The sequence below is a fragment of the Rhodovulum sp. HP10 genome (assembly GCF_047553435.1).
In the GTDB taxonomy this organism is placed as follows: Bacteria; Pseudomonadota; Alphaproteobacteria; order Rhodobacterales; family Rhodobacteraceae; genus Rhodovulum.
This window is the reverse complement of record NZ_CP180201.1, coordinates 687745-703793: the sequence shown is the minus strand read 5'-3', so window position 1 is coordinate 703793 and position 16049 is coordinate 687745. Positions and strand designations below refer to the sequence as shown.

The following is a 16049-nucleotide window of genomic DNA, read 5'->3' as shown; positions in this document are numbered from 1 at the left end:
CGATGTTCGACTTCGGCGAGGACGAGCGGCAGGACAGGCAGGGCGAAAGCATCGTTCCGATGATCAATGTCGTCTTTCTTTTGCTGATCTTCTTTCTGATGAGCGCGCGGCTCGTGCCGCCCGCCCCCTTCGAGACCGCACCGCCGCAGGCGGACGGGGCCGAGCCCGCCACGGGTGACATGCTGCATCTGTCGGCCGCGGGCGATCTGGCCTTCGGCGATCTTAGGGGCGAGGCGGTCTTTGCGGCTCTCGCCGCCCGTCCCGAGGGTGCCGCGCCGCTGGTGATCCGGGCCGATGCCGGGGTCGAGGCGGCAGCATTGGCGCGTCTTGCCGCGCGGCTGACGGCCGAGGGGCGTGGCCCACTGCGGCTGGTGACGGTGCCGCGATGAAACGGGCGGGCGAGCTTCTGGCCTTCGTGCCGCTGGCCCTCGCGCTTCATGTCGGGGCCTTCGCGCTGGCGCGGCCGCCGCAGGGGGGCGTTGCCGGGGCCGAGGGCGGCCCGGGGGACGACGCGCTGGTGACGCTGGCGGCGGCGCCTGCGTCCTATGCCAGGCTTGCCGATGACTGGACCGAGGCCCCGGCGCCCGAGACCGACCTTGCCGGCCTGCCCGCGCCAGAGCCAGAGCCCGAAAGCGTGCCGCGCGCCGAGCCGCTCAGCGCTGCGACGCCGCGTCCGGCCCTGCCGAAGCTTGCCGAACCGCGCTCCGAGGCCGACCTGCCCGCGCGCCCCGAGAAACCCGAGGCCCAGCGCGCGCCGGACCCGGCGCCGGTGCTTCGGCCCGAGGCCCGCCCCGATCTCCTGCGCAAAGCTGCCCGCTCCGCGCCGCCATCCGAGGCCCGTGCGGCCCAGGTGGCGCGGGGGCGGGCGGAGGCTGCCGAGGCCGGGGCGGGGGCGGCCGGCGGCGCGCCGACGCTGTCGCCCGCCCGGGCCTCGTCGCTACGGGCCGAATGGGGCGCGCGGATCCTGGCGCGGGTCGATCGCAGCCACCGCTATCCGCGCGGTACGCGGGCCAGCGGCCGGGCGCTGGTCGAACTGGTCCTGGCGCGCGACGGACGGCTTCTGTCGGCCCGGCTGGTCCGGAGCGCGGGCGATGCGAGGCTCGACGAGGCGGCGCTGGCGACGGTGCGTCGGGCCGGGCGCTTTCCGCCCGCCCCCCACGGGCTCGAGGCCGCGCGCTACAGCTTCACGCTTCCGCTCCGGTTCGAGTGGCGAGGATAGGTCCCCCGCGGGCCAGTGCCGTCAAAGGGAACGCCGCCAAAGGGCCGGGGGCGTTTCGGGTGTTGTGACTCAAGCCCGCCGCCTTGTCCGCCCGACCGGGGTAATCCGCCTGCCCGGGCGGTCCGGTTTTGCGGGGACTGACAAGCCTCGCGACGCCTGCTTTCCGGGGCAGGCTGGGCAGGCAGGTCTGGAGCCCGGTCTTTCGGTCTTTCCGGGGCGGCCCTCAGGCGGTTTGGGGGCGTCGGATCAGCGCGGCCGCGCCCCGGGCCCGGTCGGACAGACCCGCGCCCGGGGTCTCGGCCAGGATCAGCAGTCGTGCCCGCATGCGCGGATCCCAGAACTGGTCGATATGGGCGGCGATGGCGGCTTCTGCCTCGTCATCGGGCAGGCGGGCGAAGGCGGTCGCGATCTGGTTGGCCATGTAGGCAAGCTTGTCAGGGGTCATGGGGGATCTCCGCCGCAGCGATCCGCCGGGCATGGGTGTGGATGTCGAAATTCGCGCCGCGCGCGCGGGCGACGAGGGTCAGCCCCGCGGCCTCGGCCGTGGCGACGGCGCGGGCGGTCGGGGCCGAGACCGCGATCAGGGCGGGCGCCCGGGCAAAAACCGCCTTCTGCACCAGCTCGATCGAGACCCGCGAGGTCAGCAGGATCGCGCCGCCCGAGGCGTCGCGCCCCATCCGCGCCAGCCGCCCCACCAGCTTGTCGAGCGCATTGTGCCGCCCGACATCCTCGCAAAGCGCAACCAGCCCCTCCGCGCGGGTCCAGAACCCCGCCGCATGGGCTGCCCGCGTCGCGCCGTGCAGTTCCTGACCCAGCCCGAGCGCGGTCATCGCTTCGGCGATCTCGGGCGGCGTCAGGCAGAACCCGCCCGGAGGCAGCACCGGCAGCGGCCGGCTCGCGGCGGCAAGGCTTTCGACACCGCAAAGCCCGCAGCCGACCGGCCCCGCCATGCTGCGCCGCCGCCCGGCCAGACGCGCGCCCAGTCCGGGCGCCAGCCAGATCCGCAGCTCGATCCCCTCGTCGTGATCTGCACGCTCGATCCGCGCGATCTGATCGGGGCGCTCGACGATGCCTTCGCCCAGCGAGAATCCCAGGGCGAAATCCTCGAGATCGGCGGGGCTGGCCAGCATCACCGCATGGGTCGTGCCGTCATAGCACAGCGCGACCGGCACCTCCTCGGCCAGCCGCCGGATGTCGGGCGCGGCCCCGTCGGGGCCGAGGCTCTGCACCTGCGATGTTGTCCAGGGCCGCATCGGGGCCTATTCCGCCGCAGGCAGGATGCGGCGCGCGGCGCGGGCATGGGCGGCGTAATCCTCCTGCCAGTCCGAGGGCCCGTTCGACAGCGCCACCTGCACCGCCGTCACCTTGTATTCGGGGCAGTTGGTGGCCCAGTCGGAATAGTCCGAGGTCACCACATTGGCCTGTGTCTCGGGGTGGTGGAAGGTGGTGTAGACGACGCCCGGGCTGACCCGGTCGGTCAGGGTGGCCCTGAGCGAGGTCTCGCCCGAGCGCGAGGCGAGGCGCACCCAGTCGCCCTCGGAGATGCCGCGGGTCTCGGCGTCATGGGGGTGGATCTCCAGCCGGTCCTCGTCATGCCAGGCGGTATTGGCGGTGCGCCGGGTCTGGGCGCCCACATTGTACTGGCTGAGAATGCGCCCCGTCGTCAGCAGAAGCGGGAAGCGCGGGCCGGTGCGCTCGTCGGTCGGCACATAGTCGGTGATTACGAAAAGCCCCTTGCCGCGCACGAAGCCCGCCTCGTGCATGACCGGGGTGCCCGTGGGGGCGGCCTCGTTGCAGGGCCATTGCACCGAGCCTTCGCGGTCGAGCAGATCGTAGCTCACGCCCGCGAAGCTGGGGGTGGTGGCGGCGATCTCGTCCATGATCTCGGAGGGGTGGGCATAGCCCCAGCCCGCGCCCATGGCATTGGCGAGCGCCATGGTGACCTCCCAGTCGGCCAGCCCCGTCTTCGGGGCCATCACCCGGCGGACCCGGTTCAGCCGCCGTTCGGCATTGGTGAAGGTGCCGTCCTTTTCGAGGAAGCTCGAGCCCGGCAGGAAGACATGGGCATAATTCGCGGTCTCGTTCAGGAAGAGATCGTGCACGATCACGCAATCCATCGCCGCCAGCCCGGCGGCCACGTGTTTCGTGTCGGGGTCCGATTGCAGGATGTCCTCGCCCTGGATGTAGAGTCCGCGGAAGCTGCCATCGACGGCCGCGTCCAGCATGTTGGGGATGCGCAGCCCCGGTTCGTCCGAGATCGTCACGTTCCAGAGCCGCTCGAAGATGGCACGGGTCCCGGCGTCATGGACATGGCGGTAGCCCGGCAGCTCATGCGGGAAGCTGCCCATGTCGCAGGAGCCTTGCACGTTGTTCTGGCCCCGCAGCGGGTTCACGCCGACGCCCGGCCGCCCGATATTGCCGGTCGCCATGGCGAGATTCGCGATCGCCATGACGGTGGTCGAGCCCTGGCTGTGTTCGGTCACCCCCAGCCCGTAATAGATCGCGGCATTGCCGCCGGTGGCGTAAAGCCTCGCGGCCTGCCGGACCTCGATGGCCGGGACGCCCGTCAGAGCCTCGGTCTCCTCGGGGCTGACGCGGTCTTCCGAGACGAAGGCGGCCCAGTCGGCGAACGCCTCGGTGTCGCAGCGTTCGGCGATGAAGGCCCTGTCGGTCAGGCCCTCGGTCACGATGACATGGGCCATGGCGGTCAGGAGTGCCACATTGGTACCGGGCCGAAGCGCCAGATGGTGGGCGGCCTGCACATGGGGGCTCCTGACCAGGTCGATCCGGCGCGGATCGGCGACGATCAGCCTGGCGCCCTGGCGGAGCCGCTTCTTCAGTCGCGAGGCGAAGACCGGGTGGCCGTCGGTCGGGTTGGCACCGATCACCAGCACCACATCGGCTTGTTCGACGCTGTCGAAATCCTGCGTCCCGGCCGAGGTGCCGAAGGTGGTCTTGAGGCCATAGCCGGTGGGCGAATGGCAGACCCGCGCACAGGTATCGACATTGTTGTTGCCGAAGACCTGCCGGATCAGCTTCTGCACCAGGAAGGTCTCCTCATTGGTGCAGCGCGACGAGGTGATGCCGCCGATGGCGCCGGGGCCGCTTTCGGCCTGGATCGTGCGCAGCCTTTGCGCGGTGAAGGTCAGCGCCTCGTCCCACGATACCTCGCGCCAGGGCTGATCGACGGTCTCGCGGATCATCGGGCTCTGGATGCGGTCGGGATGGGCGGCATAGCCGAAGGCGAAGCGGCCCTTGACGCAGCTGTGCCCGCGATTGGCCTTGCCCTCCTTCCAGGGCACCATGCGGATCAGCCGGTCGCCCTTCATCTCGGCCCGGAAGGAACAGCCGACACCGCAATAGGCGCAAGTGGTGACGATGGCGCGGTCGGGCGTGCCGTGCTCGATCACCGCGTTTTCCTGCAGGGTCGCGGTCGGGCAGGCCTGCACGCAGGCGCCGCAGCTGACGCAGTCGGAACTCAGGAAATCGGAAGTGCCCGAGGCGATCCGCGCCTCGAAGCCGCGCCCCTCGACGGTCAGCGCGAAGGTGCCCTGCACCTCTTCGCAGGCCCGCACGCAGCGGAAGCAGGCGATGCATTTCGACGGATCATAGGTGAAATAGGGGTTCGAGGTATCCTTGGCCTCGAAGCGCGGGTTCGCCTCGCCATTCTGCCGGGTCTCGAAATGGTTGGCGCCGGGGCCGTAGCGCACCTCGCGCAAGCCCACCGCGCCCGCCATGTCCTGCAACTGGCAATCGCCATTGGCCGCACAGGTCAGGCAGTCGAGCGGGTGATCCGAGATGTAAAGCTCCATCACCCCGCGCCGGAGTTTCGCAAGCTTGGGCGTCTGGGTCCGGACCTCCATGCCTTGGGTGGCAGGCGTGGTGCAGGAGGCGGGCGTGCCGCGGCGACCCTCGATCTCGACCATGCAGAGCCGGCAGGAGCCGATGGGCTCGAGGCTGTCGGTGGCGCAGAGCTTCGGGATCTCGATCCCGGCTTCGGCGGCGGCGCGCATGACCGAGCTGCCCTCGGGCACGGTCACCTCCATGCCGTCGACGGTGAGCGTCACGGTCTTGCCGGAGCGGCGGGCGGGGGTGCCGAAATCGGCATCGGGAAGGATGAAGTCTTTCATCTGCTGGCCTCCGGGCTGGCGGATTGGTCAAGTGACGCGAAAAGGGCCGCGCCCGATCCCGGGAGGGCGTTTCCCGAGGGTGTGGCGGCGCGGTTCATACTGCGGCCTGCTGCCACGCGTTCTCCTGCTTGAAACGTTGCAATGCGCCCTCGCTTGGGGAGGGGTGAGATAGCGTCCCGGAAACGCGCCAGTGGCGCGTTTCGCTGGCGAACGGGCGGAGCCCCGGACGGGCGCGGCCCGGGATGGCTGCCCGGGCCAGAGGGTTGGGCGGTGCGTGACCAGAATGGCGAACTAATGGCGTTTTGCGCTTGGTGCAGGCGAGATCGCGTCTTGGCAGGTCGTGAGGTGCGAGAGGGGTGCCGTTGTGGCAGGACTCGCGACGAAACCCGCCTCCTGTCTGCCGCTTCCGTGCGGTGAGCTCCTGGCAGCCGCTCATGCGTTGCCGGCGTTCTCATTCCGCCGCCTCCCGCGCGGGGGCGAAATCCTCGGGGAAATGCCGCAGCGCGCTTTCGACCGGGTAGGGGGTGAAGCCCCCCAGCGCGCAAAGCGAGCCCGCGCGCATCGTCTCGCACAGATCGGCGAGGATCTCAGGCGCAGCCGGATCGCCCGCGAGGATGCGGTCGATGGTCTCCATGCCCCGGACCGCGCCGATCCGGCAGGGGGTGCAGGTGCCGCAGCTCTCGACCGCGCAGAACTCCATGGCAAAGCGGGCCATCGCGCCCATCTCGACCGTATCGTCGAAGACCACGAGCCCGGCATGGCCGATCAGCCCGCCCGCCGCGTCGCATTCCTCATAGCCCAGCGGCGTGTCGAAAAGAGACCGGGGGAAATAGGCGCCGAGCGGCCCGCCGATCTGCACCGCCTTCACCGGACGGCCCGAGGCGGTGCCGCCGCACACACCCTCGACGAGTTCGCCGATGGTCATGCCGAAGGCCGCCTCGAAGAGCCCGCCATATCTGACATTGCCCGCGATCTGCAGCGGCACGGTGCCAAGCGAGCGGCCCAGCCCGAGCGAGCGGTAATGCTCGGCCCCTTCCGACAGGATCGCCGGGACCGACGCGAGCGTGATCAGGTTGTTGACGACGGTCGGCCGCCCCATGAAGCCCTTATGTGCGGGCAAGGGTGGCTTGGGGCGCACGATGCCGCGCTTGCCCTCCATCGAATTCAGAAGCGCGGTTTCCTCGCCGCAGACATAGGACCCGGCGCCGACCCGATCCTCGATGTCGAAGTGATCGCCCAGAATGCCCGCCTCGCGCGCGACGCGCAGCGAGGCATCGAGCATCGCGATCGCCTGAGGATATTCCGAGCGCATGTAGACATAGCCCCGGTCGGCACCGACCGCGCGGGCACAGATCGCCATGCCCTCGATCAGGCAGAACGGATCGCCCTCGATCAGCATCCGGTCGGCAAAGGTGCCGCTGTCGCCCTCGTCGGCATTGCAGACCACGGCCTTGCGCGCGCCCTCGGCCTCGAGCACGGTCTGCCACTTGATGCCGGTGGGAAAGCCCGCGCCGCCCCGGCCGCGCAGGCCCGAGGCGGTGATCTCGGCCACGATCTCTTCGGGCGTCATCGTCATCGCCCGTTCCAGCCCCTTCATCCCGCCATGGGCGCGATAGGCGTCAAGATCCAGAGGCTCGACAATGCCGCAGCGGGCGAAGGCGAGGCGCGTCTGGCGGGCGAAGAAGGGGATCTGTTCGACCGGGCCAAGCGCCTTTGGGTGATCCTCGAAGGCGCCGTCGAAAAGCGCGGGCACATCGGCTGGCCCGAGCGGGCCGAAGCCCATGCGCACGCCGTCTTCCTCGATTTCCAGCAGCGGCTCCAGCCAGACCATGCCGCGGGTTCCGGTGCGTTTCAGCACCAGATCGAGCCCGCGCGCCCGGGCCTCGGCCTGCAGGGCAGCGGCGACCTCGTCGGCGCCCAGCGCCAGGGCGGCCGCGTCGAGCGGCAGATAGAGCGTGAGGCTCATGCCGATCCCTCCCGCGCGAGGCGTTCCAGCCGGTCGGCGGTGACCCGGCCCACCGGGCGGTCATCGACCAGCGCCGCGGGCGCGCAGGCGCAGAGCCCGAGGCAATAGGCGGGTTCCAGCGTCACCGCGCCATCCTCGGTGGTGCCGTGCCACTCGACCCCCAGACGCGCCTTCAGATCCTCGCCCAGCGCCGCCGCGCCCATCGCCTGACAGGCCTCGGCCCGGCAGAGGCGCAGCACCCGGCGCCCGCCGGGCCCGGTCCGGAAATCGGGGTAGAAGCTGACCACGCCATGGATCTCGGCCGTGCTGAGCCCCAGTTCCTCGGCCAGGGCCGGATAGGCCGCGACGGGCACATGGCCGATACTGGCCTGCACCGCATGCAGCACGGGGAGCAGCGGGCCGTCGAGATGCGCATGGGCCGCGGCGATGCCGCGGCATCGCGCGATGATGTCGGTGGTCATGCAGTCCTCCCTTTGCATGCCATAGTGTGCCGTCTCGGCCCGCGCGTGATCAATGGCCGGGATTCGTCGGGTGATAGAAATATTCTATTAAAACTTCACCTGCCGCGCGGCCTCCATCAGCGCGTCGAGCACCGGGGTCATCGGTTCGCGATGGGGCGCGATCAGCCCGAGCACATGCCCGGCCTCGGGCTCGGTCAGCGGCACCGCGACCAGCGATCCGGCGCCGAGAAAGGGCCGGGCGGTTCTCTGTGGCAGGATCGTGACCCAGCCCGAGCTCTGGACATGGGCGACCAGCGCCAGAAGCGAGTTCGACTCGAGCCGGGCCGTGGCCACCGCGCCCGCCTCGGCCATATGGCGGTCGACGATCCGGCGGTTCTGCATGTCCCGGGTCAGCAGGCAGAGCGGTTCGGCCGCGGCCTCGGCCCAGGGCACCGCCCGGCGCCCGGCCAGCGGGTGATCTGCGCGCATCACCAGCGAGTAATGCTCGGTATAAAGCGGCACCGTCGCGATCCGGCCGAGCGGCTCGTTTTCGAGATAGGTCAGCCCCGCATCGACCTGGAGATCGTCCAGCATCTGGACGATTTCCGCCGAATTCCGCGAGAAGATGGTGATTCGCAAATTAGGGTGACGCAACGTCAGGGGGGCGGTCAGCGCGGTGAGCGCTGCCAGAGCGGTCGGCACCGCGGCAAGCCTCAGATCGCCCGACAGCCCGCGTTTGACCGCGCGCATCTCCTCGCGCAGCGCGCGCGTGTCGGCGACGATCACCCGGGCGCGTTCCAGCACCCTTGCGCCTTCGGGGGTCAGCCCGCCGAAGCGCGAGCCGCGCCAGACGAGAAGTACGTCAAGTTGTTCCTCCAACTGCTTTATTGCCGCCGAAAGTGTGGGCTGGGTCACCCCGCAGGCCTCGGCCGCACGACCGAAATGGCGCTCGCGCGCGAGCGCAATGAACATCTCGAGCTTGTCGATCATCGGTCCCCTCCTCGCGACAGACTGCACCGGGCCGCGCCTGGCGAAAAGCACCTTAACGGTATCGCAACGCGCATATGGGCCGAGAAGATGTGATGTGCCGTCCACCATGCGCGCGCTTGAAAAGTGATCCGGAAGCCGCTTTGACTGCGCCTCGCAGCCCTTCCGAGACCGGGGCCGAACCGAAAGGATGCCAGATGAGGCCGCGCCTGCTTGCCGTCTGCCGAGACTGCCAGCCCCGTTTCCGGGCCGATTGCCGGAGGGGGCCGCGATGAGCCGGCGCAGCCCGAGGAAGGAGCTGACGCTTGGCCGGGCGCAAAGCCGGGGCCTGCTTCTGGCGGTGCTGGTCTTCAGCATCTTCACCAACCTCCTGATGCTGACCGGCCCGATCTTCATGCTGCAGGTCTATGACCGGGTACTGGGCTCGCGCTCGGAAGAGACGCTGGTCGCGCTCTTCATCCTGGTCGCGGCGCTCTATCTGTTCTACTGGCTGCTCGATTATGCCCGCGGCCGGGTCATGGCGCGGATCGGCGCACGGCTGCAGGCGGCGCTGTCGCGGCGGGTCTTCGCGGCGATGGTCGAGCGCGCGGCCCTGCGCGGCGGGCAGGGGCCGGGCGCCACCGCCATCGGCGATCTCGACGCGATCCGCAATCTCTTCGCGGCGCCGGTGCTGCTGGCGCTGTTCGACATGCCCTGGACGCCGGTCTTCCTGGCGGCGATCTTCCTGTTTCACCCCTGGCTGGGGCTCGCCGCCATCGGCGGCGGCGCGGTGCTGATCCTGGCCACGCTCGTCAACCGCTGGCTGACCGGTGGCGCGCTGGAACGCTCGCAGGTGAAATCCTCGCGCGCGGCGCGGCTGGCGCGGCAGGCCGAGGAGGGCGGCGGGCTGATCTGGTCGCAGGGCATGGCCCCGGTGATGTCCGAGCGCTGGGCGCGGATGCAGGAGGAGGCCAATGCCGATGGCATGTCGGCCAGCGATCGCAGCGGCAGCCTCGCCAGCTTCTCGCGCGCCTTCCGCTTCTTCCTGCAATCGGCGCTTCTGGCGCTCGGGGCCTATCTCGTGCTGCAGCATGCGGTGACGCCGGGCGCGATGATCGCCTCGTCGATCCTGCTGGGCCGGGCGCTTGCGCCCATCGAGCAGGTGCTGGGCCAGTGGGCGCTGATCCAGCGCGCCCGCAGCGGCTGGCGCGCGCTGACCGAGTTCCTGCAATCGGTGCCCGAGAGGATCCGGCCGACCGACCTGCCCGACCCGGTCGCGCATCTTACGGTGAGCAATATCGGCCTGCGCGCCGCCGCGCCGGGCGCGCCGCCGGTGCTGCAGGGCATCAGCTTCGAGATCGCACCGGGCGAGGCGCTGGGCGTGATCGGCAAAAGCGGCGTCGGCAAGACCACGCTGGCCCGGATCATCCAGGGCCTGCTTGCCCCCACGACCGGCGAGGTCCGGCTCGATGGCGCCACGCTCGAGCAATACGGGCCCGAGCGGCTGGGCCGGGTGATGGGCTGTCTGCCGCAGGAGGTGCGCTTCTTCGACGGCACCGTGGCCGAGAATATCGCCCATATGGAACTGAACCCCGATCCGGCGCGGGTGGTGCAGGCGGCCAGGCTGGCGCGGGTGCATGACATCATCCTGAAGCTGCCGCAGGGCTATGACACCCTGCTGGTCGAGGGCAGCGGGCTGTTGTCGGGCGGTCAGCGGCAGCGGCTGGCGCTGGCGCGTGCGCTTTATCACGACCCGGTGCTGCTGGTGCTCGACGAGCCCAATTCCGCGCTCGATGCCGACGGCTCCGAGGCGCTGAACGCGGTCGTGACCGACATGAAACGGGCCGGAAAGTCGGTTCTGATCATGACCCACCGCCCGACCGCCATCGCGGTCTGCGACCGGCTGATGGTGATCGATGGCGGCCGGCAGAAGGCGCTGGGGCCGCGCGACGAGGTTCTCAGAAGCGCGATCCGGAACGCGCCCGAGGTGCAGCGTGCGATGGGCGCGGCCCGCAAAGCCCCGGTGCCGCAAAGGGAGGCGCGGGGATGAGCGCGGGATCGCCTTACAGCGCCCGGTTGCCGCTGGCAGTGGGGATGATCGCCATCCTCTGCCTGGTGGGCGGCATCGGGGTCTGGAGCGTGGCCACCAGCATCGCGGGCGCCGTCGTCGCGTCGGGCAAGATCAAGGTCGAGTCCGAACGCCAGGTGGTGCAGCATGCCGATGGCGGCGTGGTCGGCGAGATCCTGGCCAAGGATGGCGACAGGGTCGCGGCCGGGCAGGTGTTGGTCCGGCTCGACGGCACCTTCCTGCTCTCGGAGCAGATGATCGTCGAACGGCAGCTGCTGGAGATCCAGGCCCGCAAGGCCCGGCTGATGGCCGAACGCGACGGGCTCGACAGCCCGGATTTCGTCCTCCTCGACAGGTTCGGAAATATCGATCCCGCCTGGGTCCGCGATCATGTCGACGGCCAGACCCGGCTGTTCGCCGCGCGCAGGGCGGCGCTGGCGCAGGAGCTCGATCAGTTGCACGAGCAGACCGTGCAGATCGACAACCAGATCGAGGGCACCCGCGCCCAGCAGGAGGCGCTGCAAAGGCAGCTGGGGCTGATCGAGCAGGAACTGGCCGACAAGATGACCCTCTATCGCCAGAACCTCGTGCCGGCGAGCCAGGTGCTCGCGCTTCAGCGCGAGCAGGCGGGGCTCGAGGGCAATATCGGGCGGCTGACCTCGCAGGAGGCCGAGCTGCGCGCCAAGATCTCGGAACTTGCGGTGCGCGGGCTCCGGCTGCAGGAAAGCCGCCGCGAGGATGCGATCACCACGCTGCGCGATCTTCAATATTCCGAGATCGAGTTGCAGGAGCGCCGGCTCAGCCTGGCCGAGCGGCTGTCGCGGCTCGATATCCGCAGCCCGGTCGACGGGGTGGTGTTCGGCTCGACGGTGTTCACCGTGGGCTCGGTGGTCACGGCGGCCGAGCCGATGATGTATGTCGTGCCGGGCGGGCAGGCGCTGCTGGTCTCGGCCAGGGTCGAGACCACCGATATCGACGAGGTGTTCCCGGGTCAGCCGGTCTCGCTGAAATTCACCACCTTCGACAGCCGGACCACGCCCAATGTCTCGGGCACCGTGCTGCGTGTCTCGGCCGACGCGCTGACTGACGAGGCGACGCGGGCAAGCTTTTACGAGGTGGTGATCCAGCCCGATATCGGCGAGATGGCCGATCTGCCCGATATCGAGCTGGTGCCGGGCATGCCGGTCGAATCCTTCATCCGCACCCGCGACCGCTCGCCGCTGTCTTACCTTCTGCATCCGCTGGCGGTCTATTTCGAGCGCGCCTTCCGCGAAAGCTGAGCCTGTCCGGCGCGGCCGCCGGTGGGGCTTGACCCGGGGCGAGGCTCGCCGCAGCCTGCGCCCGGCAATGCGCAAACGGGAGGAAACCCATGGAAAATCCGGTCAACAGGTTCAAGGCGGGGCTGAGGGAGGGGCGTCATCAGCTTGGGGTGTGGAACGCGATCCTGCATCCGACGGTCACCGAATGCCTGGCCGCCTGCGGCTTCGACTGGATCGTGATCGACGGCGAACACGGGCCGATGGAGGTGACCGATGCGCTGCCCACGCTGCAGGCGGTGGCGGGCTATCCGGGGGCTTCGGCGGTGGTGCGCCCGGCGATCAATGACTGGGTGCTTATCAAGCGCCATCTCGATCAGGGGGCGCAGACGCTGATGCTGCCCTATGTGCAGTCGCGCGACGAGGCCGAGGCGGCGGTGCAGGCGATGCGCTATCCGCCGCGCGGGCTGCGCGGGATGGCGGGGATGACGCGGGCCTGCCGCTACGGGCTGGTGACCGATTACGCCCGCCGCGCCGAGGACGAGCTGTGCCTGATCCTGCAGATCGAGACCGTGGCCGCGCTCGAGCGGCTGGAGGAGATCGCGACCGTCGAGGGCGTCGACGGCATCTTCATCGGCCCGGCCGATCTGTCGGCCAGCATGGGCTATCCGGGCCAGCCCGGGCATCCCGCCGTGGTCGCGGCCATCGAAGGCGCCATCGGGCGGCTGAAGGCGGTGGGGGTGCCCGCCGGCATCCTGGCGCTCGATCCCGATTTCGCGCGGCATTGCATCGCGCTCGGGACCGGCTTCACCGCGGTCGGGGTCGACATGGTCACATTGCAGCGCGGGATGACGGCGCTAATCGAGACCTTCGCAGGCGGCTGAACAGAGCGCTCAGGCGCTGATGCGGGCGATCTGGCGGCGGTCGTAGGAAGACGGGATGCCCAGCACGTCGCGATACTTGGCGACGGTGCGGCGGGCGAGGGCAAATCCCGCCGCCTTGGCCTCGGCCGCGATCGCCGCATCCGAAAGCGGCCGGGCCGGGTTCTCCTTCGCCACGATATCGCCCACCAGAGCGATCAGCGCATCCTGCGACGGCCCGTCCTCGCCCGATCCGGGGGTGAAGGCGCGGCTGAAGAAGCTGCGCAGCGGCACCGTGCCGCGCGGTGTCTCGATCATCCGGTGCTGCACCGCGCGGCTGATGGTCGAGGCATGCAGGCCCAGCTCCTCGGCCACGTCCTCGGTGCCGAGCGGATGCAGATGGCGCGGGCCGCGGTCGAGATAGTCGCCTTGCCGCCGCACCAGGCAGACCGCAGCCGCCAGCAGCGTGGACTGTCGCCGCTCGACCGCCCGGACCAGCCATTGCGCCCGCGCGCGGGCACGAAGGGCAAAGCTCCGCGCGGCGGCGTCGCGCCCGGTCTCGGGGGCTTCGGTGATCTTGATCGCGGGCAGGGTCGAGCGGTTCAGCTCGACCGCCCAGGTGCCTTCCTTGCGGATCACCCTCAGATCGGGCGGCTGGATCGGGGGCTCGGTCGCGGCGAAGGCGAGCCCCGGCTTGGGATCGAACCCGCGGATCGCGCGCAGCGCGTTGCGCACGTCCTGGGGCGTGCCGTCGCACAGCTCGGCCAGCGCGTCGATCCGGCCCTCGGCGACCATGTCGAGATTGTCGAGGATGACCGACAGCTCCCAGGTCAGCATGTCCTTGTCCTCGGCCTGCAGCCTGAGACATTCGGCCAGCCCGCGGGCGAACAGCCCGGCCGGTTCGAATTGCTGCAGTCGCGCCAGCACCGCCTCGGCCACGCTGACCGGCACCCGAGCCGCGGCGGCGATGGCCTCGGGCGGGCTGCCGAGCCAGCCTGTGGGTTCCAGCGCCTCGGCGAAGGTCTCGGCCACGCGGGCCAGACGCGGATCGGGGAAGGCCAGCGCGATCTGGCGCAGGACATGGTCGTAAAGGCTGGGCTTGTCAGAGGCCAGCGCGGCGACCGCATCGAATCCCGAGGCCGCGCCGCTGCCCGCAACGCCGGTCGGCACCGCGCGCAGCACCTGCGGCACCGACACTTCGAGACAGGGATTCTCCAGCGCCTCCTCGGCCAGATAGGCCGAGAGGTCGACCGCCGTCATCTGCAGGATCCGGAGGGCGGCCTGCATCTTCGCGGTCATAGCCAGACCCTGGGTCTGGCGCTGGGAAACCATCATCTCCATGGCACAACCCTAGCACGGAAACGGCCCTGTTCCACACTCATAGCGCAGCATTCCGGCAGGACCTTTCGTCAGGATCCTGCATCGGGCCCTGCCGCAAAATCCGGTTGTCCGGCTGGCGGAGGGTCCTGTCGCGACCGGGCGCGGGCATCTGGTCCGGGCCTGTCGCAGGCTGCGGTCCGGTGGCTCAGCCGAACTTGAAGAGAACCCCGTAACCACCTCTGGGATAAGACCATTCCAGCTCGCCCGTGGCTTGACACACGATCCGGCAGGTGCCGCATTCCATGCAACCGTCGGCTGCGACCTCGACCTGGCCCTGCTCGTTGATCGAATAGCAGCCGGCCGGGCAGATCTTCGTCAGCGCCTTCAGCTCTTCGCTGTCGCCGCCGGGCTGGTGGTTGATCCTCACATGGGGGCGGCCCTCGTCCACCTGGTAGCGGTTCTGGTAAAGCCGCTCTTCCATGCGGGGGGATTTGGTGCCGTTCATCTTGTCCGTCATCTCCAGGCCCTCGCCACTTTGAGCATGTCAAAGGCAACATTCAGCCAGTTGCCGCGGGATGTCTTGAGACCCTTGAGGATCTCGGCTTCCTTGGCCCGCTTGTCGCGCCCGTCGACCCGCAGGAAGGCGTTCATCGACCGGTTGAGGATCGCGGGGTAGGTGGTGAAGAGCTGCCGGTTCTTCTCGAGCAGCCCGGGGATCTTGCGGTATTTCTTCAGGTCCTTGATCACGAAGCTCTGCTCGAGCGCGTCGCGGTAGAGCTTTAGGTTCTCCTCGCTGGCGGGCAACCCCCGGGCCTTGAGCGCAGCGAGGCTTTCGCCCGCAAGACGACCCGAGGTCATGGCGAGGTTCGAGCCCTCGCGGTGGACCGCGTTCAGGAACTGGCCCGCATCGCCCACGATCAGCCAGCCATCGCCGGTCAGACGCGGGATCGCGTCATAGCCGCCCTCGGGGATCAGGTGGGCGACATATTCCTTCATCTCGGCCCCCTTCAGCAGCGGCCTGACCGAGGGATGGCTCTTGAACCGGTCGAGCAGCTCGTAGGGCGGGATCTTCTCGCGGGCGAAATCGGCGACCAGACAGCCGACGCCGATCGAGATCGATTCCTTGTTTGTGTAAAGGAAGCCGGTGCCGACCATGCCCGACGAGACCGAGCCCAGCACCTCGATCACCACGCCCTCGTCCTCGTCGGCGAGGTTGAAGCGTTCGCGGATGGTCTCCTCGGGCAGGAAATGGGTTTCCTTGACCGCCAGCGCCACATGCTGGGGCTTCAGCTCGGGGCGCAGGCCCGAGCGCTGGCCGACAAGCCCGTTCACGCCCTCGCCCAGCACCACCACATCGGCATAGACCGGGCCGCCCTCGCGGTCGGTCAGCACGCCGATCACCTTGCCGGCCTCGTTCTTCACCAGCTCGGTCACCGTGGTCTCGGTGATCAGCGTCACGCCCGCATCGCGCACCTGCTTGGAAAACCACTTGTCGAACTGTGCGCGCAGGATGGTGTAGCGGTTCGGCTTTTCCTCGTTGAAGGTGTCCGAGCGGTGATGGGTGCCGGTATGGGAGTTCTCCGACAGCATCCAGAACCGCTGTTCCACCACATGGCGTTCCAAGGGCGCCGTCTCGCGGAAATCGGGGATGATGCGTTCCAGCGCGTCGGCATAGAGGATCGCGCCCTGCACGTTCTTCGAGCCGGGATATTCGCCCCGGTCGATCTGCAGCACGTTCATTCCCGCCTTGCCCATGGTGTAGGCGGCCGCGTTGCCGGACGGACCGGCCCCGACGACGATGGCATCGAAATGTTCAGCAGGCAT

The 16049-nt window shown here is 69.4% G+C and carries 14 protein-coding genes; 5 read left to right on the top strand and 9 right to left on the bottom strand.

The window, feature by feature from the left end; genetic code table 11:
• Nucleotides 1-2: 2 nt before the first annotated feature.
• A complete protein-coding gene (locus tag ACK8CO_RS03130) occupies nt 3-389 on the top strand; it encodes an ExbD/TolR family protein (RefSeq protein WP_414898135.1) in 387 nt (128 codons plus the stop codon).
• Nucleotides 386-1219, top strand: coding sequence for a TonB family protein (locus tag ACK8CO_RS03125; protein WP_414898134.1), 834 nt, complete (start codon nt 386-388; stop codon nt 1217-1219). The genes ACK8CO_RS03130 and ACK8CO_RS03125 overlap by 4 nt, the downstream gene beginning before the upstream one ends.
• Before the next feature lie 223 nt (nt 1220-1442).
• Here ACK8CO_RS03125 and ACK8CO_RS03120 read toward each other — a convergent pair whose 3' ends face one another.
• From ACK8CO_RS03120 to ACK8CO_RS03095, 6 genes are all read right to left on the bottom strand, one after another.
• Nucleotides 1443-1664, bottom strand: coding sequence for a formate dehydrogenase subunit delta (locus ACK8CO_RS03120; RefSeq protein ID WP_080615839.1), 222 nt, complete (start codon nt 1662-1664; stop codon nt 1443-1445).
• Nucleotides 1654-2472 (bottom strand): formate dehydrogenase accessory sulfurtransferase FdhD, encoded by an 819-nt coding sequence (gene fdhD / locus ACK8CO_RS03115; RefSeq protein WP_414898133.1) that lies wholly within the window; start codon nt 2470-2472, stop codon nt 1654-1656. The genes ACK8CO_RS03120 and fdhD overlap by 11 nt, the downstream gene beginning before the upstream one ends.
• A 6-nt stretch (nt 2473-2478) precedes the next feature.
• Entirely contained in the window at nt 2479-5349 is a 2871-nt protein-coding gene (fdhF, locus tag ACK8CO_RS03110; protein WP_414898132.1) for a formate dehydrogenase subunit alpha, read from the bottom strand.
• A 451-nt stretch (nt 5350-5800) separates the two neighbouring features.
• Nucleotides 5801-7315 carry an NADH-ubiquinone oxidoreductase-F iron-sulfur binding region domain-containing protein gene (locus ACK8CO_RS03105; RefSeq protein ID WP_080615842.1) on the bottom strand — a complete coding sequence of 505 codons (1515 nt, stop codon included), beginning with the start codon at nt 7313-7315 and terminating at the stop codon, nt 5801-5803.
• Complete coding sequence (locus ACK8CO_RS03100) at nt 7312-7776, bottom strand: formate dehydrogenase subunit gamma (RefSeq protein WP_080615843.1); 465 nt, start codon at nt 7774-7776, stop codon at nt 7312-7314. Before ACK8CO_RS03100 ends, ACK8CO_RS03105 begins: the two co-directional genes overlap by 4 nt.
• 87 nt (nt 7777-7863) lie before the next feature.
• Nucleotides 7864-8745, bottom strand: a complete 882-nt coding sequence (locus ACK8CO_RS03095) for a LysR family transcriptional regulator (RefSeq protein WP_414898131.1) — start codon at nt 8743-8745, stop codon at nt 7864-7866.
• A 268-nt stretch (nt 8746-9013) separates the two neighbouring features.
• On the opposite strand from ACK8CO_RS03095, the gene ACK8CO_RS03090 reads away from it, so the two are divergent.
• The 3 genes from ACK8CO_RS03090 (at nt 9014) to ACK8CO_RS03080 (ending at nt 12929) form a co-directional block, all read left to right on the top strand.
• On the top strand, nt 9014-10771 hold the full coding sequence (locus ACK8CO_RS03090) for a type I secretion system permease/ATPase (protein WP_414898130.1): 1758 nt from the start codon (nt 9014-9016) through the stop codon (nt 10769-10771).
• Nucleotides 10768-12069 carry an HlyD family type I secretion periplasmic adaptor subunit gene (locus tag ACK8CO_RS03085; RefSeq protein WP_414898129.1) on the top strand — a complete coding sequence of 434 codons (1302 nt, stop codon included), beginning with the start codon at nt 10768-10770 and terminating at the stop codon, nt 12067-12069. Before ACK8CO_RS03090 ends, ACK8CO_RS03085 begins: the two co-directional genes overlap by 4 nt.
• Before the next feature lie 89 nt (nt 12070-12158).
• Nucleotides 12159-12929, top strand: coding sequence for an HpcH/HpaI aldolase family protein (locus ACK8CO_RS03080; RefSeq protein WP_414898128.1), 771 nt, complete (start codon nt 12159-12161; stop codon nt 12927-12929).
• 9 nt (nt 12930-12938) lie between these two features.
• On the opposite strand, the gene rpoN is transcribed toward ACK8CO_RS03080, so the two are convergent.
• From rpoN to ACK8CO_RS03065, 3 genes are all read right to left on the bottom strand, one after another.
• Nucleotides 12939-14246, bottom strand: a complete 1308-nt coding sequence (gene rpoN, locus ACK8CO_RS03075; protein WP_414898127.1) for an RNA polymerase factor sigma-54 — start codon at nt 14244-14246, stop codon at nt 12939-12941.
• Between the two features lie 184 nt (nt 14247-14430).
• Nucleotides 14431-14742: a ferredoxin family protein gene (locus ACK8CO_RS03070; protein ID WP_080615849.1), complete on the bottom strand. Its 312-nt coding sequence runs from the start codon at nt 14740-14742 to the stop codon at nt 14431-14433.
• Nucleotides 14739-16049: an FAD-dependent oxidoreductase gene (locus tag ACK8CO_RS03065; RefSeq protein ID WP_080615850.1), complete on the bottom strand. Its 1311-nt coding sequence runs from the start codon at nt 16047-16049 to the stop codon at nt 14739-14741. Before ACK8CO_RS03065 ends, ACK8CO_RS03070 begins: the two co-directional genes overlap by 4 nt.